At 40.9% G+C, this 21,232-nt stretch carries 19 protein-coding genes and 1 riboswitch; of the genes, 6 read left to right on the plus strand and 13 right to left on the minus strand.

All coding sequences use genetic code 11. The features are described 5' to 3' along the window. Positions 1-57 precede the first annotated feature (57 nt). Entirely contained in the window at positions 58-852 is a 795-nt protein-coding gene (gene truA, locus BKL51_RS02325) for a tRNA pseudouridine(38-40) synthase TruA (RefSeq protein ID WP_077465141.1), read from the minus strand. Positions 853-1,112: 260 nt separating this feature from the next. On the opposite strand from truA, the gene BKL51_RS02330 reads away from it, so the two are divergent. Beyond that, entirely contained in the window at positions 1,113-1,913 is an 801-nt protein-coding gene (locus BKL51_RS02330) for a hypothetical protein (RefSeq protein ID WP_143530492.1), read from the plus strand. Between the two features lie 278 nt (positions 1,914-2,191). Here BKL51_RS02330 and rplY read toward each other — a convergent pair whose 3' ends face one another. Continuing rightward, positions 2,192-2,479, minus strand: a complete 288-nt coding sequence (rplY, locus tag BKL51_RS02335) for a 50S ribosomal protein L25 (protein ID WP_077465143.1) — start codon at positions 2,477-2,479, stop codon at positions 2,192-2,194. A gap of 210 nt (positions 2,480-2,689) precedes the next feature. On the opposite strand from rplY, the gene BKL51_RS02340 reads away from it, so the two are divergent. After that, positions 2,690-3,295, plus strand: a complete 606-nt coding sequence (locus tag BKL51_RS02340; protein WP_077465144.1) for a DedA family protein — start codon at positions 2,690-2,692, stop codon at positions 3,293-3,295. Between the two features lie 51 nt (positions 3,296-3,346). Here the strand turns inward: BKL51_RS02340 and BKL51_RS02345 are convergent, their stop codons facing one another. After that, positions 3,347-3,958: a riboflavin synthase subunit alpha gene (locus BKL51_RS02345; RefSeq protein ID WP_077465145.1), complete on the minus strand. Its 612-nt coding sequence runs from the start codon at positions 3,956-3,958 to the stop codon at positions 3,347-3,349. A gap of 50 nt (positions 3,959-4,008) precedes the next feature. Between BKL51_RS02345 and BKL51_RS02350 the strand changes: the two genes are divergently transcribed. Next, positions 4,009-5,403, plus strand: coding sequence for an MATE family efflux transporter (locus tag BKL51_RS02350; RefSeq protein ID WP_077465146.1), 1,395 nt, complete (start codon positions 4,009-4,011; stop codon positions 5,401-5,403). 86 nt (positions 5,404-5,489) lie between these two features. Here BKL51_RS02350 and BKL51_RS02355 read toward each other — a convergent pair whose 3' ends face one another. From BKL51_RS02355 to BKL51_RS02380, 6 genes are read right to left on the minus strand one after another with little or no spacing between them, the layout of a single operon-like run. After that, positions 5,490-6,800 carry an MFS transporter gene (locus tag BKL51_RS02355; RefSeq protein ID WP_143530494.1) on the minus strand — a complete coding sequence of 437 codons (1,311 nt, stop codon included), beginning with the start codon at positions 6,798-6,800 and terminating at the stop codon, positions 5,490-5,492. A 51-nt stretch (positions 6,801-6,851) separates the two neighbouring features. Beyond that, positions 6,852-7,520: a thiamine phosphate synthase gene (thiE, locus tag BKL51_RS02360; RefSeq protein WP_077465148.1), complete on the minus strand. Its 669-nt coding sequence runs from the start codon at positions 7,518-7,520 to the stop codon at positions 6,852-6,854. Next, positions 7,521-8,351: a bifunctional hydroxymethylpyrimidine kinase/phosphomethylpyrimidine kinase gene (thiD, locus tag BKL51_RS02365; RefSeq protein ID WP_077465149.1), complete on the minus strand. Its 831-nt coding sequence runs from the start codon at positions 8,349-8,351 to the stop codon at positions 7,521-7,523. Continuing rightward, on the minus strand, positions 8,344-9,135 hold the full coding sequence (gene thiM / locus BKL51_RS02370; RefSeq protein ID WP_077465150.1) for a hydroxyethylthiazole kinase: 792 nt from the start codon (positions 9,133-9,135) through the stop codon (positions 8,344-8,346). The genes thiD and thiM overlap by 8 nt, the downstream gene beginning before the upstream one ends. Before the next feature lie 19 nt (positions 9,136-9,154). Continuing rightward, positions 9,155-9,802, minus strand: coding sequence for a thiaminase II (tenA, locus tag BKL51_RS02375; RefSeq protein ID WP_077465151.1), 648 nt, complete (start codon positions 9,800-9,802; stop codon positions 9,155-9,157). 12 nt (positions 9,803-9,814) lie between these two features. Beyond that, positions 9,815-10,036: a hypothetical protein gene (locus BKL51_RS02380; protein ID WP_077465152.1), complete on the minus strand. Its 222-nt coding sequence runs from the start codon at positions 10,034-10,036 to the stop codon at positions 9,815-9,817. A 77-nt stretch (positions 10,037-10,113) separates the two neighbouring features. Then, a riboswitch (TPP riboswitch) is annotated at positions 10,114-10,205 on the minus strand. A 164-nt stretch (positions 10,206-10,369) separates the two neighbouring features. Between BKL51_RS02380 and BKL51_RS02385 the strand changes: the two genes are divergently transcribed. Continuing rightward, the gene (locus BKL51_RS02385) at positions 10,370-12,541 is read left to right on the plus strand and encodes a TonB-dependent siderophore receptor (protein ID WP_077465153.1); all 2,172 of its coding nucleotides are present in this window, start codon (positions 10,370-10,372) and stop codon (positions 12,539-12,541) included. Positions 12,542-12,598: 57 nt separating this feature from the next. Then, entirely contained in the window at positions 12,599-14,359 is a 1,761-nt protein-coding gene (locus BKL51_RS02390) for an ABC transporter ATP-binding protein/permease (protein WP_077465154.1), read from the plus strand. A gap of 199 nt (positions 14,360-14,558) precedes the next feature. Here the strand turns inward: BKL51_RS02390 and BKL51_RS02395 are convergent, their stop codons facing one another. Beyond that, the gene (locus BKL51_RS02395; RefSeq protein ID WP_077465155.1) at positions 14,559-15,734 is read right to left on the minus strand and encodes a multidrug effflux MFS transporter; all 1,176 of its coding nucleotides are present in this window, start codon (positions 15,732-15,734) and stop codon (positions 14,559-14,561) included. A gap of 179 nt (positions 15,735-15,913) precedes the next feature. Between BKL51_RS02395 and BKL51_RS02400 the strand changes: the two genes are divergently transcribed. Then, a complete protein-coding gene (locus tag BKL51_RS02400) occupies positions 15,914-16,354 on the plus strand; it encodes an ester cyclase (RefSeq protein ID WP_077465156.1) in 441 nt (146 codons plus the stop codon). 29 nt (positions 16,355-16,383) lie between these two features. On the opposite strand, the gene BKL51_RS02405 is transcribed toward BKL51_RS02400, so the two are convergent. The 3 genes from BKL51_RS02405 to BKL51_RS02415 form a co-directional block, all read right to left on the minus strand. Then, positions 16,384-17,724: a replication-associated recombination protein A gene (locus BKL51_RS02405; RefSeq protein ID WP_077465157.1), complete on the minus strand. Its 1,341-nt coding sequence runs from the start codon at positions 17,722-17,724 to the stop codon at positions 16,384-16,386. Positions 17,725-17,786: 62 nt separating this feature from the next. Further along, positions 17,787-18,419, minus strand: coding sequence for an outer membrane lipoprotein chaperone LolA (gene lolA / locus BKL51_RS02410; protein WP_077465158.1), 633 nt, complete (start codon positions 18,417-18,419; stop codon positions 17,787-17,789). A gap of 23 nt (positions 18,420-18,442) precedes the next feature. Beyond that, positions 18,443-21,229, minus strand: coding sequence for a DNA translocase FtsK (locus BKL51_RS02415; RefSeq protein WP_077465159.1), 2,787 nt, complete (start codon positions 21,227-21,229; stop codon positions 18,443-18,445). Positions 21,230-21,232: the final 3 nt, after the last annotated feature.

Consider the following 21,232-nt stretch of genomic DNA (forward strand, 5'->3'; position numbering starts at 1 on the left):
ATCCAGCGTATTAAACCATAATTCGACGAACCTTGCTAGTCAGACAAGCTTATCAAACTAAATCAACTCATCTTCAAGGAAAAGCGGGCCTAATTTTTGTTGCGGGAGCGCAAATTTTTCAGGATAAATCACATTAACCAAATAAAGTCCGTCCGGTTTTGCCGTTGGTGCGGCAAGTTTGCGATCACGCTGTTCAAGTAACCATTTAAGCCATTCAACCGGTTGATTCCCTGCACCAACTTCAATCAAGCTCCCAACTATGTTTCGCACCATATGATGTACAAACGCATTGGCTTGAATATCCACAATAATATATTCGCCTTTTTGTACGACGTTCAGATGATGCACATTTCTCCAGGGTGTATTTGATTGACATTGTGCCGCACGGAAAGAGGAAAAATCATGTTCCCCCAAAAGATATTGCCCGGCTTGCCGCATTTTTTCGGCATTTAATGTTAAGTGACAATGGGTAATACCGGCCGGAAAAATAGCAGATCGTAATTTATTACAATATAGAAGGTAGCGATAACGACGCGCAATAGCAGAAAAACGGGCATGAAATTCATCATCCACGACTTTTGCCCATTTCACCGCTATATCATCAGGCAGGTTTGTATTTGTACCAAACGCCCAAGCCTTTTCAGGACGGACGGCATCCGTTTCAAAATGCACAACCTGCCCTGTACCATGCACACCGGAATCCGTTCTTCCCGCACAAAATACGTCAATTTTTTCATTTGCCACAAAAGATAGCGCATTTTCCAATGTTTCCTGTACCGAACGCACTTTTTCTTGTCGCTGCCAACCAAAATAATGTCGGCCGCTATACTCAATTCCTAAGGCAATTTTCATTTCTACCTCATTTTTCATCAAAATTAAAAATTATGTACGTTTGAAGTCAATGTGTTCAATTTTAATTTCACCAAATTACTTTAATAGTATCAATGAAGAAAAAAATTCATTATTTCCGAAATCAACTATATTTCTAAACTTCTCAAAGTTCTGGTATCGGAGTAATCACATCATTAATTATGCCATATAAATATTTGAGATACTGTCTTATCTCATCTAAAAGATATTAGTCTAAAATTAAAGCGATTCGCGACAACAAAATGACTAAACAATTGACAATGCAAAGTAATTTATGTAGTTTCCCCCTCTCCTATATCCTACTACACAGGTTAGAACCTATTAGAATGAAGACAAATTTAAACATTATCGTCAACTCTTCTGTTTTTCTCGCTTATATCTCCTTTTTAGGTTGGTCTGTAGCTTACATACACGGATGGGCCAAGTTTTACTACTATAATTATCCCTGGGAATTTGTAGAAATTGGTATAAATAATATTGCTAGAGCACTTGGTTATATTCTATTCGTTTCAATGATTGTAGTCATAACTTGTGCCATAGGCTGGATTATTATTAAGGGTGCAAAACAAGTATTCTCAAGAAAAACTGTTGCATCTATTCGAACGTTTGTTATATTAAGTATTGTATTTACTCCATTATTAGTTCAGTTATCATTAGTTACACATAAAACTGACTATGTCATCATTTCTGTTTATTTGCTTGGGGCAATAACCATATCGCTTATTTGTACAAAGCATAGCTACCACATTAGTATCCGAAAGATTATTCGTGATATTAAAAATCATAAAATTCACTTACTCACTGCGCTTACTATGGTGTATTTTTACTTTGCTTTATCCGCTTTTATGATTGGTTATTATGCTCAGATTTTCCCCAAAACTTATGCTCAAATTACATTATTTGAAGAGGACTATTACATCTTTGGAAGATGTAATGGCACCTTTATTTTGCTTCAAGATATAGGAAAGAAGAATAATGAATTTTTTCTTTATCCTTGTGTGAACAATACAAAACCTTGTCGAGTGACAGTTCAAAATAATTAGCCGGGGTAATAAAATGGAATGCCCAAGTATGGGCTTTTTATACAGGAATCTCGACTTTTCGGGAGAACAAGGAATAAAAAAGCCCTATCGCCAATACAAACAACACTGCATTACACGATAAAATAGAAACCTTCTCCCCACCAAATGACAAAAGCCCATTGTTAAAACAATGAGCTTTTATCTCAAACATACTTCTGAAACTATTTTTTGTCTTATTGATTTGATTAAATCAAAGGTTGTTTCGAAAATAAATGACTTAACACCGTGTAAATATCGGATTATGCACGTTTGAAGTCAATGTGAACCAATTTTGGTTTGAACGGGTGACGTTGCATTGCTTGCACTTTTACCGCTACTTCTTTACCGTCAATGACAAGTGTAATCACATCAGAGTAGAAAGACTCGTGAGCTTGTGCATTGTTTAATTCATCGTGATTCAAGATGATTGAAACCGGTGCTTCGCTGCCACCATAAACGATTGCAGGAATTTGGCCGTTATGACGCAGGCGGCGGCTCGCACCCTTACCTTGCGCTGTACGAACTTCAGCGTTAAATTTAAATGCCATTGTTATGTTCTCTTTAAAGTAAGATTAAAAATTAAAAAATTGCAGGCGACCCAACAATTTTCCTAAGCTAACTCAAAGCCCAACTTTGAGGATGCGGATTATAGAGGATTCAACTTGTTAACGCAAACTTTTTCTAGAAAACTCAGTACGAAACGATTAGAATAACCCCTAATTTTTTTAAATCTATGAAAATCTAAACAACGCGAGCAAATGGAATTTCTTATTAATTTTTTCACCGACTACGGCTATTGGGCTGTATTTTTTGTCTTAATTATCTGTGGTTTCGGTGTACCCATTCCTGAAGATATTACCCTTGTTTCAGGAGGCGTGATTGCCGGGCTTTATCCTGAAAGCGTTAATTCCCACCTCATGTTATTCGTCAGTATGATCGGCGTACTCGCAGGTGATTCCTCTATGTACTGGCTCGGTCGCATTTATGGTACAAAAATTTTACGTTTCCGCCCGATGCGTAAAATTATTACTTTACAGCGTCTGAAAATGGTACGTGAAAAATTCGCTCAATACGGTAACCGTGTATTATTTGTCGCACGTTTTCTACCAGGATTACGAGCGCCAATTTATATGGTTTCGGGTATCACTCGACGTGTAAGTTATACTCGCTTTCTCTTAATTGATTTTTGTGCCGCTATTATTTCCGTGCCAATCTGGGTGTACCTTGGAGAATTTGGGGCGAGAAATTTAGATTGGTTGCATGAGCAAATTCAGAAAGGTCAAATGGTTATTTATGTACTGGTTGCTGCCGTTGCCCTATTCTTACTTTGGAAATGGAAAAAATCGCAAAAACAGAAAAATTAACTTTATAGAAGTGCGGTCAAAAACAGTTAGATTTTTGACCGCACTTTTCATTTAACAACGAGCCGCTAAATAACGTTCTACCGTATCTACGATCGCTTGGGTTTGCGGATCAATTTCAATATTCACAACATCACCCGTTTTACGTTGTCCCATCAAGGTTCTTTGCAGCGTTTCCGGAATTAAATTCACACAAAATTGATTGTCTTTCACTTCACCGATCGTCAAACTAATACCATCTACTGCAACAAAGCCTTTGGTTAAAATATATTTCATTACTTCGGCATTCGGTAATTCAAACCAAATTTGGCGATTATTCTCCGTCACAATAATGTCAGCAATCACCGCCGTGCAATACACATGGCCGGACAAAATATGCCCGCCAATTTCAGCTCCCATTTGCATTGCACGTTCAATATTAACGAAATCGCCGGCCTTTAATGCCCCAAGATTGGTAATACGCAACGTTTCTTGCATTAAATCGAAGCTAACGAGATCGTCGTTAATTTCAGTAACGGTTAAACACACACCATTATTAGATACCGATGCACCAATTTCTAAACCTTTTCGCATTTCAGGTGGTAATTTTACTACCTGTGTTCTAAAATGTGTTCCTTCTGTAATTGAATGAATCCGGGCAATGCCCTGTACAATTCCGGTAAACATAATTTTCCTCAATATTTTCAATAAAAATTTTCGCATAGTGTATCAAATTTATGAATATTCGTCTTTTATCTGAATATCAAGCTGATATTAAAAAATTGATCAAAATCGCTACGCCGATTCTATTTGCTCAGGTCGCACAAAACTCTATGGGGCTTGTGGATACGATTATGGCAGGACGTGTCAGCTCTACGGATATGGCGGCAATCTCTGTCGGCGCTTCAATTTGGTTGCCATTGGTTTTATTCGGGCACGGTCTATTACTTGCACTACCGCCAACCGTGTCATACCTAAACGGTTCGGGACAACGTCATCACATTGCCCACCAAATTCGTCAAGGTATTTGGATAGCCCTTTCAAGTTGTCTTCCTCTTGGTTTACTGGTTTATTACAGCGATTTTGTCTTGCAATTTATGCAAATGGATCCTCAAATGGCACAGATTGCACGAGACTATCTACGTGCCATGATTTGGGGATTACCCGCATATTTATTGCTGATTAATTTTCGTTGTTTAAATGATGGTATTGCAAAAACCAAGCCCGCTATGGTGATTACCTTTCTCGGTTTAATGGTAAATATTCCGCTAAACTACATTTTTATTTACGGCAAACTCGGCGTGCCGGCATTCGGAGCGGTAGGTTGCGGTATTGCAACGGCAATGGTGAATTGGTTAATGTTTTTTATGATGGTTAGCTATTCTTACTTTAATCGCCAAGAACGTGAGTTAAAAGTATTTAGCCAACTCATTGAAAAACCTCATTTTGCAACATTAAAAAAACTTTTACAGCTAGGCTTACCTATCGCTCTTTCGATTTGCTGTGAAGTAGTACTTTTTGCGATTACCGCCTTATTGCTTTCTCCGCTCGGCGCGACTATTGTGGCAAGCCATCAAATAGCGTTAAATACCAGTTCCTTTATTTTTATGTTTCCGATGTCTATCGGTATGGCTACCACGATTCTTGTTGGACAAGCTCTCGGTTCCGGTCTGCCGCAAAAAGCTAAAAATATCGCTTACTCCGCTATCATTCTCGGTTTAACCGTCACACTCATTACGGCATTTATTACGGTATTCTTTCGCTATGAAATTGCCGGCATTTTTGTGACGGATAAAACCGTGATTAGCATGGCTGCCGGTTTATTGCTTATTGCCGCTATTTACCAGTTTTCCGATACGATCCAAGTGGTTGTAAGCGGAGTGTTACGCGGTTATAAAGATACTAAAGTGATACTCTATATTACGCTTTTTGCTTATTGGATGATCGGTGTGCCGTTGGGTTATACGCTGGCTCGAACCGATTTGCTTATGCCAAGCATCGGAGCACAGGGTTTCTGGATTGCTTTTGTGGTCTCGCTCACTTTTGCCGCTATTCTATTATTTTATCGAATGAGAAAAACACAAAATTTAAGTGATGAAGTATTAATGAGCCGATTAGAAAAACTAAAATAAGGTTATTGCGCTATCAATTAAAAAAGTGCGGTCAAATTTCACTGTGTTTTATAATATCGTGAAAAATGACCGCCTATTATTCTAAATCAGCACTCCCCTAGTTTCGTACCTTTCGTTTCTCGGATAAACCATAAACCAATCAGACTCAGCAAGGCGTTTAATGTCAAATAAATTCCCACCGCTTTTAAACCGTAATGAGCATTTAACGGTAAAGCGATAATAGAAGCGACACTCGCACCAAATAAACCTGCAATATTATAAGTCAGTGAGGCCCCTGAATAACGGGCATAGGTTGGGAATAATTCAGGTAAAAAACTGGCAAGCGGCCCATACCCCATTCCAATTAATCCCATTCCGATCACTAAGAACCAAAACAAACTGTGAGCCGTGCCGTTTTCAAGGAAAAACGGTAATGCTAAACCAAAAATCGCGACACCGACGGTAGTCCAAATCAGCCAAAGCCGGCGGCCGATTTTATCAATGTATTTGCCCGAAATGACAATCGTACCCGCTAAAGAAACCGCACTTGCCATTAATAAAGCGGTGAAAATATGAGGGGAAAACCCCAATCCCATTACATAACCGGCATCCGATACGGTTGGCGCGGATTTCGCATAGATTTGACTAAATGCGATCATCACATAAAACAACACATAACCGGCTATACAAGTCAACATCCCCAAGAAAAAAGATTTGAAATGGTTTGTCATAACTTCTAACATTGGCAAACGTTTAGCTTGTGTTTTTTGAAACGCTTCAAGAAAAATCGGGGTTTCAGTGAGTTTTAACCGCACATATAAACCGATACCAACCAATAGAATTGAAGATAAAAACGGAATTCTCCACGCCCAATCTAGCATTGCCGCCTGCCCGAAAACAGCGCCGATCAACAAAAATACACCGTTCGCTAACAGTAAGCCTAACGGTGCACCAAGTTGTGGAAACGTACCATACCAACCGCGTTTGTCCTCCGGCGCATTTTCAACAGCTACTAATGCGGCGCCACCCCATTCTCCGCCTAACCCGATCCCTTGCCCGATACGACATAAACAGAGCAAAATTGTTGCACTAATACCTATACTTTCATAAGTAGGCAATAATCCGATAATTACGGTAGAAATGCCCATTAACAGTAAGCTCATCACAAAGGTATTTTTTCGCCCGATACGATCGCCAAAATGTCCGAATAATGCCGCGCCTAAAGGACGGGCAATAAAGGTTAAGGCTAGTGTAGAAAGGGCGGCAATTTGCCCTGAGAGAGGATCGGCTGCGTGAAAAAATTGGTGGTTAAACACCAACACGGCAGCCATAGCGTAAATATAGTTGTCGAAATACTCAATCGCCGTACCAATCATTGTTGCCATCGCAATTTGTTTCGGGCTGTTTTGTTTCATTATTTTTCTCCAAAGAAGGGCTTTCAAATGTAACCCATACTTTTGATGGATAATTCACCGACTAGCTTCTCTTAGCGCTTTAGTCATCATTTCAACATTTTTTGCCTGACTAATTGCTGAAATTACAGCCACACCATCAGCACCAAATTCCCGCAAAGTACGAACGTGTTCCAACTTTACGCCGCCAATCGCAACAAACGGTTTGGTTATGCCTGATTTTCGCAAATCTTGAACAAACGCCATACCGCGTGTCGGTTTTGGATTTTCCTTTGATTGGGTTGGGAAAATCGGCCCGATGCCAAAATAATCAATCTCCGCCATTGCTTCGCCTATTTTGGCTTCTTCTAATAAATTAACCGACCAACCTACAATCATCGCTTTATTCGCTTTTGCCCGAATAACCTGTACCGCCATATCGGTTTGTCCGACATGGATACCGTCCGCCTCAAGCTCAAAGGCTAAATCAACATCATCATTGACGATAAACGGCACGCGGTATTCTCGGCACATATCCCGGCAGCTAATAGCTAACGCTTTTTGTGCTGCCGGTGAGTGTTCAAGGGAAAATTTGCCTTTATCCCGAAATTGGAAACAAGTAATACCGCCGTCTAATGCTTGTTTTAATATAGAAAGTAAATTTTGTGCATTATTTTCCCCCAAATGCCGACAATCTTGCGTCCCGGCAACAAAGTAAAGCGGTAGAATTTCTCGAATTTTTTGCATTTAATTATTCCTCTCTAAGTTAACTAAATCACGATAGGCCCAATGGTTTGTCGGCCCGTGTCCATGACCGATATTAAGCGGATGACTAATCGCTGCCGTAATAAAATCTTTGGCAATTTTGACCGCACTTTGCAGCGGCTTCCCCTTCGCCAATTCCGCAGTTAAACAAGCGGAAAAAGTGCAACCTGTACCATGCGTATGCGGCGTATAAAAACGTGGACTTTCCAAGACAAAATAACGACCATCGGCAAGGAAAACCCAATCTTGGCATTGTTCGCTCTGCGAGTTCAGTGAATGCCCGCCTTTGATAATCACATTACTCGCCCCTAACTTTTGTAGGGATTTTGCCGCTTTTTGAATGCTCATTTCATCGTAAATCGTCATCCCCGTTAAGGCTTCCGTTTCAGGAAGATTGGGGGTAATCACATCCGCCAGTGGGAGCAAATGTTCAATAAGAGCTGAAACCGCCTGCGGTTGTAAGAGTGCTGCTCCGCCTTTCGCAATCATCACAGGATCAAGAACCAAATTGCCAAATGGACGTTCTTTAAGATATTCCGCCACACATTCAATAATTTCCGGCGTTCCGAGCATTCCAATTTTAACGCTTGCAATATTGAAGTCGTTTTTCACCGCTTGTAGTTGTGAACGAATTATTTTCAACGGAATAGTGTGAATATCAAATACTCCCTGCGTATTTTGAGCTGTTACGGCAGTCACCACAGAGGTGCCGAACACGCCTTGCATTTGAAAGGTTTTAAGATCGGCTTGAATACCCGCACCGCCGCCACTATCCGAGCCGGCTATGGTTAACACTTGGGCAATGTTACTCATTAACACGCCCCTTTTGTGCAATTGTTTCAGGGGACAGCGTAGCCAATTCATCTAATAAACGAATCTGGAATTGACCGACTTGAGTAGTCAGACCTTTAGCGGCAAGTTCACCCGCAACAGTATAAGCAACGCAGGCTTCAATCGTTGCAGCAAAATGATCACCCGAATCCACGGCTAAGAAAGCCCCACAGACCGCACTGAGTAAACAGCCCGATGCAGTCACTTTAGGGAACAACGGCGTGCCATTATGTACCGTAGCGGTTTGCGGACCGTCGCTGATGACATCAACTTCCCCACTAATCAATACGACACAGTCATACTGCTTTGCAACACGTTGGGCAACGGCTTTCAGATCGACGTTACCTTGCCCGGCATCCACGCCTTTCGCTTGCCACGCTTCACCTGCAATCGCTGCCAATTCACCGGCATTACCACGAATGAGTGCAAATTTTATTTCAGATAAAAGCTGACGTACGGTCTCTCGGCGATAACTCGTTGCGCCCACGCCCACAGGATCAAGCACAACCGGAATCCCTTTCGCATTTGCCGTTTTCCCTGCCAATAACATAGATTTTTGTTCTTTGCCAATCAACGTGCCGATATTAATCACGAGAGCTTGACTTAAATTTGGCATTTCGACCATTTCCCCTTCACTATCGGACATCATCGGAGAAGCACCCAATGCCAATAATCCGTTGGCGCTAAAATTAGCCGCAACAATGTTGGTAATATTATGAATGAGCGGATTTTGCTCACGAATTTTTGCAAGATAAATAGATTTCATCATAGTCTCCTGTTTGCGGTTAAGATAAATCCAATCCCATTTGCCAGAAATTAATTTCCATACGCGTTGCGGTGGTAAAAATGTTCTGAATATGGGTAAGTTGATTTTGATTTAGTGATTGACAAAGTGATGTCAAAAAATCCGCCGTTTCTGCTGCGGCTTGCTGGAAATCAGCACTTGAATAAACATCAATCCAAGACTGATAAGGATTGTTCGGCAAGCGAGGATAATGCGTGGCGATGTAGCAAGCCGCTTGAGCATAACCAACCGCACAAGGCGTAATGGCAGCATAAAGCTCTGCCAATCCTCCTGCCATTCCAACATCCAATAAATAACGAGTGTAAGCCACACAAGCCGGGCTTTCCGGTGTGTTTATCATCTCTTGTTCACTGATCCCCCACCGGTTGCAATAATTAATATGTAGTTGAATTTCTTGGGTAAGAATTTCCAACGTTTTGCGTGGCACTGTCATTTCTGCAAAGTTTTTTGCCTTAAAAACGCCCAATGCAAAAGCTCGACTATAATGAAAAAGATAGAGATAATCTTGTTTCAAATAATGTTGAAAACAATGTTTAGGTAACGTACCTTGGGCTAGTTGCCGAACAAATTCATGCTCAATATACCGTTGCCAATAAGGTTGTGCCCGTTCAATGAGTTGAGTAATCATTTTGTCTCCTTATTAAGGTTCTAGCGCAAACCACGCCATACATACATTGGGTTCAACATTGATTTGTCCTTGAACCGAACCTTGAGTATCAATGCCCGCGATCAGACGTAATAATATCGATTCGCCTGATGAGTCTAATAGACTTGCCCACTGTTTTTGAAAAAGAGATAAATTAAGCCGCACAAATAAAGGTTGATCACCAAAATTAAGGCTTAAATTCCGGATATACACCATTGTTCACCTCTCAAAATTATCAAGAGATTTGAATAGGCGAAAATGAAAAATTAAGAATGGAATGAGAAATGAAAAGATATTTTGGCATATTAGTTTCCTACGTCAGTGCTAACTGTTTCAGGTTCACGGGTGTAATCTCAGCCATATCGCGGCACCCCGACTAAAGTTGTTAAGAGTCTATACCGCTACTGAAGAAAAAACAAGCAAAAGTGCGGTTATTTTTCTCTAAACTCTTATTTAATAGTAAATGCAAATTATTCCTATTGAGAGCAACGATTATTTTCAGTTATACTTACCACTCTTTTTACTACATCAATTTTAAGGAAAGCAAATATGGCGTTTAAACACAGTATTCTTTACACCGCACTTTTTACCGGTGTATCTGTTTCAGTGCTAGCGGAAACACAAACCGATGTCGGCTCAAGTTCCGAAATGATATTGGATCAAGTGAATGTCGTAAGCGAATTGGAAAAGGCAAAAGCCGCAGGTGAAAAACAAAAAGAGATTGTTAACCTAAGTTTACTCGGACGGCAGACCGCATTCACTTCGCCCATTGCGGTTGTTCACTACGATGAAAAAGCATTTGAAAACTCTCAACAACGTAATCTTTTAGACGGGATTGCTAAAATTGATTCTTCAGTGATGAATTTCGGTGGAGAAACCAATACCTTATCGGGAATTTATGTTCGAGGATTACAGCTGGATGCCCGTCAAATTACTGTCAACGGATTAGCGGGACTTTACTCTACTTATAACTCCCCTACTGCTGCCGTTAGCTCAGCTCAGTTAATTAAAGGTGCATCAACGGCTATCGCCGGAATGGATCCAGAAGGAGCTGCCGGCTCTTCCCTTAATGTTGAAACCAAACGGGCGACCGATGAAGATATTAATAAACTTGGTTTTGCTTGGTATAGCAACAATCGTTTACAAGAAACCTTTGATTTTGGTCGCCGTTTCGGTGCAAATAAAGAATGGGGTATTCGCCTAAACGGTAAATATCGCGATGGTGATACGGCGCGCCATGACTATGACGAACGAAACAAAGAATTTGCCGTGGGTTTAGATTATCGCGGGGATAAACTACGGGTTGGCATAGATTATATGTATAGCAAACGGGCAACACACGGCGGTCGTGCGCGTATTCAAGATATTCAACGCTTAAACTATCGTTTACCAAGCGCACCAAACGGCAATACAAATTTTGTGCCGTATTGGAACGGTCAAACTACTCAAGATCAAATCATTATGGGAACCTTTGAGTATGACCTACCTAATAACATGATGTTATCCGGAGGATTGGGTTATATAGAGTCACGCTATTACGGCACATTCGGTCAAGTTCGAATGATGGATGAAACCGCATATACCGAACAATATCGTTTACAACAACTACGAGCAATGGATTTTCATATTCGTACAACAAGCGGAAATCTAAAATTACAAGGTGAATTTGAAACCGGTTCGATAAACCATAGCTGGAATTTAGCGTTTGATGCGGTAAGACGCCAACGCGATTTCGATCAGGGAAAAGTTTTAGGTCAAAATATTTATTCCAATATCAATCTTTATCATCCGCAATTTACGACATCCCGTCAGCCTAATAGTGCTGTAACGCAGGGCGCAACGAACGAAAAACTAGCGAGTTACAGCCTTGCTTTTGCAGATACCGCTTCATTTATTGATGACACAGTTCGTTTAACACTCGGCGGACGTTTCCAGTGGATTAAGCAACACGCCCTGCCTTATCCGGCAAAACCAAGCCGAGATGTTCGTTATCACGAAAGTCGTTTTAGCCCAATGGTGATGGCAGCCTATGTACCTAATCCAAACTTAACTTTTTATGCCAATTATTTAGAAGATTTAGAACCGGGTGCAACCGATGAGGATACCGGCGTTATGGCAAAACCTGTTGTTAGCCGACAAGTCGAATTAGGTGTGCGTAAAAACTGGAAAGATCTTGCAACCACAACCTTAAGCATTTACCAATTATCCCGTCCGGGCGTTCATTCTAAAACCGGACAGGAACAAGGCAAAGAACGTAACCGTGGCATTGAATTAAACATCTACGGAAATCTGCTAAATAGTACATTACGCCCAAGTTTAGGTATCACTTACAATCAAGGAAAATTAATTGATTACCCAAGTTTTGCCGGGCCAATTATTAATGGCTCACAAGTTGCCAGCCCTCGTTGGATTGCGAAAGCAGCCGTTGAGTGGGACACCCCGTTTATCAGAAATTTAACACTAAATGCGGCAGTTCAATACTATGGAAAATCCTATCAAGATTATTCTGAAAAATTTGCCTTTCCATCCTATACGACGGTTGATGCAGGTGCCAAATATGTGGCGAAATTAAGTGAACAACAAAGTCTAACATTCCGTGTTGGAGTAGAAAATTTATTTAATAAATCATACTGGCAGGTTCAGCGCGGCCGTTATGATCGCAGCTTTGCCGTGTTAGGTATGCCTCGCACTTATTGGGTTAACGTAGAATATACCTTCTAATTCATTGAGTCTTATCAGGGCGAAACACTCTCGCCCTTTTTTCATTGATAAACATTTATGAACTGGCAAACCGAACTCAATAATAGTTTAAACTGGATTTTGGCCGCACTTTTTTGGGTGATAATCTGCTTTACCCTTACAATTACAGCATTAAAACACACAACTTTCGGCAAAAAATTTTGGCGAATTGCCTCACCGTCCATTACCAAGCAAAACCGTATTAAACTTATCGCCACACTGCTATTGCTTTTCCTAATGATTTTACTTGAAGTGCGGTTTAGCGTGCTGAATTCATTCTTTTACAACGGCTTATACAGCTCAATGCAAGAATTGGCGTCGGATAAATTCTGGTTCTTTGCCAAACTTAACGCACTTTTGGCACTCATACAGGTGCTCCACGCTATTGTCGATTATTTTCTTCGCCAAGTATTTGAAATCCGCTGGTTAGAAAGCCTTAACGCTATTTTGGTGAAACGCTGGCTGGAAAATAAAAAATATTACCGTCTCAAATATGAGCAAGATCTGCCCGACAATATCGATCAACGTATTGAACAAGATGCCCGTGAATTTATCAGTAGTACCGTACAAATTGTGCGGGGTATAATTAATTCCGTGCTGACTACCATTGAATTCACCATTATTCTCTGGTCGCTTTCCGGCGTTCTCAGTCTATTCGGTTTACCGATTGAAAAAGGTGTGGTGTTTTTCATTTATGCGTTCATCATTTTTGCCACCCTGATGTCTGTCTGGATCGGGCACCCTCTCATCAAGCTTAATTTTAATAAAGAAAAACTCAACGGCGATTATCGTTATTCGTTAATTCGAGTGCGTGATAATGCGGAAAGTATTGCCTTTTATCATGGTGAGCCGAAAGAGCAAATTTTACTGAAAGATAAATTTTCGCAAATCATTGGTAATCGTTGGGCGATTGTATTAAAAATGCTTGGTTTGGATGGTTTTAACAATGGCGTTACTCGTTTTGCCAAACTATTACCATTAATGCTACAAGCCCCCCGTTTTTTTAGCGGACAAATCAAACTAGGCGATATGCACCAGACCGTGCAAGCATTTAATCGATTAATGACCGCACTTTCTTTCTTCCGGTTATTTTATGAAGAATTTACCTTATATCAGGCACGTCTCAACCGTCTTTATGGTTTTATAACCAAATTAGATGAATTGGATAAGTCGGGAATCTCCCAACCTTATACCTGCACCAATCGAGTGGCATTAAAAGATTTTGGTGTAAAAGACGAACAAGGACGCATTTTAGTAAATAACATAAATGTGGAACTTGAAAATGGTGATGCGCTACTCATTCAAGGGGCGTCAGGTACAGGTAAAACCACCTTACTCAAAGCCATTGCTGGAATCTACCCTTTTGAAATTATCGGTATTGCGGAACACCCCTGTATGGGAAGTTTATTTTTACCACAACGCCCTTATATGCCACAAGGAACGCTGCGTGAAGCTATTTGTTATCCGGACATTAATCCTCATCATCCGGACTTAATCAACATAATGCGCTATTGTTGCTTGGAAAAATATCTCCACGCGCTTGATATAGAAAACGACTGGCAGGCTATTTTATCGCCTGGTGAATTACAACGGGTCGCGTTCATTCGTATTTTGCTCACCAAACCTGATGTGGTTTTCTTGGATGAAACGACTTCCGCACTTGATGAAGCCACCGAATATCAGCTTTATAAAATCATTAAAGAACGTTTACCGAATATGATTATTCTTAGTATCGGACATCGCAGCACACTCCATCAATTCCACAATAAACAATTGAAATTGGAAGTCTGTATTGTGTAGATAAAAGTGCGGTTAAAAAACGAGAATTTTCGGTATTATATTGATGTTACACAAACTTGATTTTTGTTTATCCTGTAGGGACACCACGCTGGCGTCCGTTATAAAAACCAAACAATTTCAATACGTAAAAAGGACACCGGCATAGCGTCCCTACATTATAGTGAAAATTTTGACCGCACTTTGTATAGAGAAAAATGGATTATTCGACAGAATCGGTAATTTGATCTCTAATGGCGATATAAATTCCCACTGCAAGCAAACCACAAGCCAAAATAACTGCTGAAGTGGCATAGAAAACATCGCCAATCCCAACTAATGGAGAAACGATGCCACCTAAAAAAAAGGGGGCAAAACCCAACAACGCAGAGGCGCTGCCTGCATACTGACGTTCACTTTCCATTGCCAATGAAGAAATGGCAGGGAATGTCATTCCCATCAAAAGCAACATTAAAAAGAATCCCACTTCCACAAAAAACCAATAGGGCTGAACTAACAAAGTTACAATAGTATAACTTGCTGCTGCAAGAAAACCCCATATTCCCACTGAAAGTGCGGTTCGATTTGATAATTTTCCGCCAATGTTCGCCCCGATCACTAATGCCGCACCATTCGCCCCAAAACACAAACTAAAAGCAAAAGGACTCAATCCATAAAAACTTTGTAAAATAAAAGGGGAAGCAGCGATATAAGCAAACATTGCTCCAAGTAAGAAACTTTCAATCCCCACATAGCTCATAAATAGGCGATTTTTCGCAATCACACCGAAAGTAGAAAAGGTTGAAAGTATCAATCCTTGCAAACGATTTTCCTCTTTTAAACTTTCTTTTAAACGAAAACAAAAGGCTAAAACCAATACGCCGATCAAAGCAAGAAAAACAAATACACCTTTCCAGCTAACATATTCCAATAAAAGACTTCCTAAAATCGGAGAAATAATCGGCGCCATCCCATTGATTGTCATCAATAAACCAAAAAAACGGGTCATTTCACGACCTCGATAAAGATCCGTCGCAACCGCACGGGAAATCACCACACTCCCTGCGGAAGATAAGCCTTGAACAATACGCAACACAATCATACTTTCTATATTCGGAGAAAATACAATCAACAGGGTACTTAAAATATAAACGAATAATGAGATAATCAGCGGTTTTTTACGCCCAAATTTATCACTGATAGGACCAAGTAATAATTGCCCTACAGCAAGCCCAATCATCGCAGTGGTTAAGGTGAGCTGGGTCACAGAGGTAGAAGTATCAAAAAAACTTACCAATTGTGGCAAAGAAGGAAGATAAAGATCCACAACAAAAGGACCGAATGCAGAAAGCACGCCCAGTAAAATCACTAAAAAGACTTTTGAGTTTGTTTTTGTCATAAACCTATCCTAATCGTAAAAAAGTGCTTATTGTACAAATTCTCTCTCTCCTTTCAACCCATTTTCAGGCTTTTATTATTTCATAATAAGAAAAAGTCTATTTCCAAATCCTACCCTGGTTTTAGGTGTTTTTTTCATTATAATACGCACACTTTTTAACAGAACATAAAGGAGTTTTTATGAAAAAAGCAATTTTAACTACCGCACTTTTTGCCTTTTCAACCGGTTTATTTGCTTCAACACCGGAGCAAAATAAAGCCAATGCTCTTGATTTCTATGAAATGGTATTTAACCAACATAAGTTGCAAGAAGGCAGTGATAAATATATCGGCAAGGAGTATTTGCAACATAATCCAAGCGTAGCGGACGGTAAACAAGCATTTATTGACGCTTTTGCACCTTTCTTAAAAGCGCATCCAAAATCAAAAGCAACGGTAAAACGTGTATTGGCTGACGGTGATTTGGTCGCTCTACATGTTCACAGTCAATTAAATGATGAAGATCGCGGTGAAGCGGTTGTAGATATTTTCCGTTTTGATAAAGACGGCAAAATTGTGGAACACTGGGATGTGATTCAAACCGTACCAGAAAAAACAGAGAGCGGGCGTAGTATGTTCTAAAAAAAATGCGTGTCTCCAACACGCATTTTTTATTTGTACCGTTTTTTAACCGCACGTTTATCTTGTTCACGCAATCGTTCCAGTTTTTCTTTGATCTGGATTTCCATTCCACGATTCGTCGGAAAGTAATATTGTGTCTCTTTGAGTTCCTCAGGGAAATAATTTTCACCGGCAGCGTAAGCATTGGGTTCATCATGGGCATAACGATATTCCGCACCAAACTCCAACTCTTTCATTAGGTTAGTCGGTGCATTGCGTAAATGATGCGGTACATCATAATCCGGTAAGTTTTTGGCTTGCTCTTTTGCCGTGTTAAAAGCGGTATAAACCGCATTGCTTTTGGGAGCTACGGCAAGATAAATGATCGCTTGCGCAATAGCACGTTCTCCTTCATAAGCCCCAACACGGGTAAAACAGTCCCAAGCAGCAAGCGCCACTTGCATTGCTCGAGGATCGGCATTCCCTACATCTTCCGAAGCAATTGCTAAAAGCCGTCTTGCTACATAAAGAGGATCACCACCCGCCGTTAAAATTCGCGCATACCAATATAATGCCGCATCCGGTGCGGAACCTCGAACAGACTTATGCAATGCTGAAATAAGATCATAAAAACGATCACCCTGTTTATCAAAACGGGCTTGACGCTCTCCCAGCACTTCTTTTAACAAAGTGCGGTCAATTTTTTTGCCGTTTTCCGTTTCATCTGCCATATCAACCATCAGTTCAAGACAATTCAAGGCGAGGCGGGCATCACCATTGGCATATTCGGCAAGCGTCCATAATAAATTCTCTTCTAAAATTAACCGCTCCTTTGCTAACCCACGCTCCGAATCTTGTAACGCTTGCTGAAGCACGGATTCTATTTCATCAACAGTTAAAGATTTCAACACATATACCCTCGCACGCGAAAGCAATGCGTTATTCAATTCAAAAGAGGGATTCTCTGTTGTCGCACCGATAAAAATAATAGTGCCGTCTTCAATATGAGGAAGAAAAGCATCCTGCTGACTCTTGTTGAAACGATGAACTTCATCTACAAATAAAATTGTTTTTCGAGCGGAAAGACGATTTTGTTTTGCACGCTCAATGGCTTCACGAATTTCTTTTATCCCACTGGTAACCGCTGAAATACGTTCCACATCGGCGTTAATTTGATTTGCAATAATTTCTGCCAATGTGGTTTTGCCGGTTCCGGGAGGGCCCCAAAAAACCATAGAATGGATATGCCCCGCTTGAATCGCTTTACGTAACGGTTTACCTTCACCGATAAGATGCGATTGACCAAAATATTGATCGAGATTCGTCGGGCGCATTCTGGCGGCAAGCGGACGAAAATCATTTTCCGAAAAATCAAAACCAAGATTAGCCATAACAGGATTCCATTGGAGAATTTAAAACAAACATTGAGGGCGTAATTAATACGCCCCGAGCATTACTTTTTACGTTGATCGTCCAACTCTACTCCTTTTGGCGGCTTGAATTGGAACAAACTATCCGAGAGAGACTGATTGGTAATGTTACGCAATACATAGAGATTGGTTTGACCGTCTTTCTCCGTGGTACTGAAATTTCTCAATATGCCATTTTCATCCACTCGAATATCAAATTGTTTGATATTACTTTTCGTCGATTTAGGTTTTAGCACAAAAGTATCCGCCTGTTTTATCACCGAATATTGATTCCAGTGGCTTTTATCATCACTGGTCAGCAAGACAAAAGGAGTATTATTTATCGCCTCTTTCACCCACTGCGCCGTCACTTGCTGGACAAAAGGATCGTAATACCAAAGGGTTTTACCGTCTGCAATAATCTGTGTTTCTTGTGGCGATGTAGTCTCCATACGGAATAAACTAGGGCGTTTAATTTGAATTTTCCCACTCCCTTGTTGCACATTTTTACCTCCGGCAGAAGTCACTGTTTGGGAAAAATCCGCACTTAATACATTCACTTGGCTTAAGCGTGATTGCAACTCACTTACGGCATCGGCAAGCGCCATATTAGTAAATCCGATTAAGCCCAACCCGATTAAACCAAGTGCGGTCAATTTTGAACCTATTTTTTTCATTTTACTTTCCTTTAAAGTAGAAATTAATAATCCGAACGGCGTGCAAGAATTTCACGTTTTCCGTTTTGCATTGCGCTCACAATACCTTGTTCTTCCATTTGATCCATAATTCTGGCTGCGCGGTTAAAGCCTACGCTGAATTTACGTTGAAGGGCAGATACGGAGGTTGTGCCTGTTGTGAGGACAAACTCCATCACTTCATCAAATAGCGGATCTAACTCACCATTGTTTCCGGGTGATTTTTCAGCCATTTCTTCATCATCGGCACTCTCTAAAATGCCGTCAATATAATCTGGTTTACCCCGTGCACGCCAGTCATCGGCGATACGTACTACTTCATCATCACTCATAAAAGCACCATGTACACGAATCAGATCCGAAGAGCCCTGCCCTGAATAAAGCATATCGCCACGCCCTAATAAGGCTTCAGCTCCGCCTTGATCCAAAATGGTGCGTGAGTCAATTTTACTTGCCACGGTAAAGGCAATACGGCTCGGCACATTGGCTTTAATCAATCCGGTGATTACATCCACTGACGGACGTTGTGTTGCCAAAATCAAGTGAATCCCAATTGCCCGTGCTTTTTGGGCTAAACGCGCGATTAATTCCTCAATTTGTTTGCCCGCAACCATCATCAGATCGGCAAACTCATCGACGATTACAACGATATAGCTTAATTTTTTCAGTGCCGGCGGCATTTGATCCATGGTATCACCCGGTTTCCAGATTGGATTCGGAATCGGCATTCCCATGCCTTCATATTCATCAATTTTTTCATTAAACCCTTCAATATTCCGCACGCGAAGCGCTGAAAGTAGTTGATAGCGGCGTTCCATTTCATCCACACACCAACGTAACGCATTCGCCGCTTTTTTCATATCGGTGACAACAGGTGTGAGTAAATGCGGAATATCGTTATACACCGAAAGCTCCACCACTTTCGGATCAATCATGATAAATTTCACCTCCTCCGGTTGGATACGGAAAAGCAAACTGAGAATCATGGTATTCACGCCAACAGATTTACCGGAACCCGTTGAACCTGCCACGAGTAAATGAGGCATTTTTGCCAAATCCACCACAACAGGCTTGCCACTAATATCTTTCCCCAATGCCATCGGTAAAAGTGCTTTAGAATCACGAAATTCATTGCTATCCAACACATCACGTAACGGTACAATTTGGCGACGAGCGTTCGGCGTTTCAATACCGATATAAGGCTTGCCCGGAATCACTTCCGCCACACGAATAGAACGGAACATTAACGCACGCGCTAAATCCGTATCAATATTTGTTACTTTTGAGGCCTTCACCCCCGGTTGCAATTCAAGCTCGTAACGCGTTACCACCGGCCCGACCAGTACATCTTTCACCACCGCTTTTACATTAAAGTTCCGAAGCTGTTGTTCAATACGTTGTGACGTATCGTGAATTTCCTCACGGGTAATATCCTGAGCTTGGGTCGGTCGATGTTCCAATAATTCTAAACTTGGCAATGGCGTACTTGGTTTTTCTCGTTTTGTTGTAGGTTGTTGAAAAGCCGGATGAACCAAAGAATCTCCATAAGGTTTATAAAGCGGAGCTTCAGATTCAACCAAAATCACTTGTAATGTCTCTTCGGCATTTAACGCTTTAGCACGGGCTTCCATCTCTGCCAAACGTTGTTTTTCCTGTTCGGCAAATTGACGGGACAAATCATCTTCCAAACGATTATCCTCTGCCACATCGGGATACAGAGCCGATTCAGCCTCCAATGAAATCGCTTGCTTCATTGGTGCTAGCGTCACTTTTGGAATAGCGGATTTATCTAAAGTAAAATCATCTTCACCTTGTGAATTTTCTTCCGTTTGTTTACTCCCCTGTTCCCACACCGTCATAAAATCCGATTGTCTTGATACGCTTCCTTGCTCGGAAATTGTTACTTTTGGTAATTCATCTAAATTTTCCGTTTTAAAACCATCAAATTTTTCGTCAAATTCAGATATTGATCTTTGATGTTGGGAGGACATATCCAAAGACGGGGATAATCCCCGAATATTGATCAGTTTTTCCGGTTGAACCAGTGGATTTTCTACGGATGTATCAGTTTCTGTTTCTTTGGAATGTTGACTTTCATCCTTTTCCTCCGCCTCTTCCGACAATGTGTTATCTTCTTTTACCAAACTGAATGGTTTCCGAATCACAATTTGCTCTAATTCTTCAACAGATTCTGACGATTGCTCTACTCCTTGCTGAGAGTCATTTTTCATCGTGAGCCAATTATAAAACAGCCCAATCACGCGAATTAATGAAGCGCCCGAGCAAAAAATAAAACCAAGAACAGCCAGTCCGAAACCGACAACAATGCAGCCGAATTTCCCTAAAGTCGGATAAAACGAAATCACCAGACTACCGCCCAACACACCGCCGGATAAGTAATAATTAGTATTGGAAAGCAACAAGCTCGCCATGACGGTTAAGCCGATTAATAATGTAGCGAAACCGAAACTACGCAACACAATTTTTGTTATTGATAGCGAACGGACAGCTTTTGTTTTTAATAGAAATACCGGTACGAAAAAGATCAGAAAAGGCAGTAAATGCCCTACGTAACCCCAAAAAACAAAAAAAGCATCAATTATCCACGCACCGAAAGCCCCCGTCTTATTAATTGTCTCACTCTGAAAACTAGCGGTTGACCAAGAATTATCCAATGGTGTGTAGCTTGACCACGCCACAATCAGATATAACCCGAAAAGTGCGGTCAATCCCAAAATTAATTCCCCCAAATATTGTTTAGGGGTGAAACGTTCAGTAATTCGTTTAATCATTTT

Origin of the sequence: Rodentibacter sp. Ppn85 (genome assembly GCF_001999335.1) — a bacterium.
Lineage (GTDB): Bacteria > Pseudomonadota > Gammaproteobacteria > Enterobacterales > Pasteurellaceae > Rodentibacter.

Excerpts from the sequence above, each read along its gene's own strand:
- truA (WP_077465141.1), bottom strand. The coding sequence starts at position 852 with ATGAAAATTGCCTTAGGAATTGAGTATAGCGGCCGACATTATTTTGGT.
- BKL51_RS02330 (WP_143530492.1), top strand. The coding sequence starts at position 1,113 with ATGACTAAACAATTGACAATGCAAAGTAATTTATGTAGTTTCCCCCTC.
- rplY (WP_077465143.1), bottom strand. The coding sequence starts at position 2,479 with ATGGCATTTAAATTTAACGCTGAAGTTCGTACAGCGCAAGGTAAGGGT.
- BKL51_RS02340 (WP_077465144.1), top strand. The coding sequence starts at position 2,690 with ATGGAATTTCTTATTAATTTTTTCACCGACTACGGCTATTGGGCTGTA.
- BKL51_RS02345 (WP_077465145.1), bottom strand. The coding sequence starts at position 3,958 with ATGTTTACCGGAATTGTACAGGGCATTGCCCGGATTCATTCAATTACA.
- BKL51_RS02350 (WP_077465146.1), top strand. The coding sequence starts at position 4,009 with ATGAATATTCGTCTTTTATCTGAATATCAAGCTGATATTAAAAAATTG.
- thiE (WP_077465148.1), bottom strand. The coding sequence starts at position 7,520 with ATGCAAAAAATTCGAGAAATTCTACCGCTTTACTTTGTTGCCGGGACG.
- thiD (WP_077465149.1), bottom strand. The coding sequence starts at position 8,351 with ATGAGTAACATTGCCCAAGTGTTAACCATAGCCGGCTCGGATAGTGGC.
- thiM (WP_077465150.1), bottom strand. The coding sequence starts at position 9,135 with ATGAAATCTATTTATCTTGCAAAAATTCGTGAGCAAAATCCGCTCATT.
- tenA (WP_077465151.1), bottom strand. The coding sequence starts at position 9,802 with ATGATTACTCAACTCATTGAACGGGCACAACCTTATTGGCAACGGTAT.
- BKL51_RS02380 (WP_077465152.1), bottom strand. The coding sequence starts at position 10,036 with ATGGTGTATATCCGGAATTTAAGCCTTAATTTTGGTGATCAACCTTTA.
- BKL51_RS02385 (WP_077465153.1), top strand. The coding sequence starts at position 10,370 with ATGGCGTTTAAACACAGTATTCTTTACACCGCACTTTTTACCGGTGTA.
- BKL51_RS02390 (WP_077465154.1), top strand. The coding sequence starts at position 12,599 with ATGAACTGGCAAACCGAACTCAATAATAGTTTAAACTGGATTTTGGCC.
- BKL51_RS02395 (WP_077465155.1), bottom strand. The coding sequence starts at position 15,734 with ATGACAAAAACAAACTCAAAAGTCTTTTTAGTGATTTTACTGGGCGTG.
- BKL51_RS02400 (WP_077465156.1), top strand. The coding sequence starts at position 15,914 with ATGAAAAAAGCAATTTTAACTACCGCACTTTTTGCCTTTTCAACCGGT.
- BKL51_RS02405 (WP_077465157.1), bottom strand. The coding sequence starts at position 17,724 with ATGGCTAATCTTGGTTTTGATTTTTCGGAAAATGATTTTCGTCCGCTT.
- lolA (WP_077465158.1), bottom strand. The coding sequence starts at position 18,419 with ATGAAAAAAATAGGTTCAAAATTGACCGCACTTGGTTTAATCGGGTTG.
- BKL51_RS02415 (WP_077465159.1), bottom strand. The coding sequence starts at position 21,229 with ATGATTAAACGAATTACTGAACGTTTCACCCCTAAACAATATTTGGGG.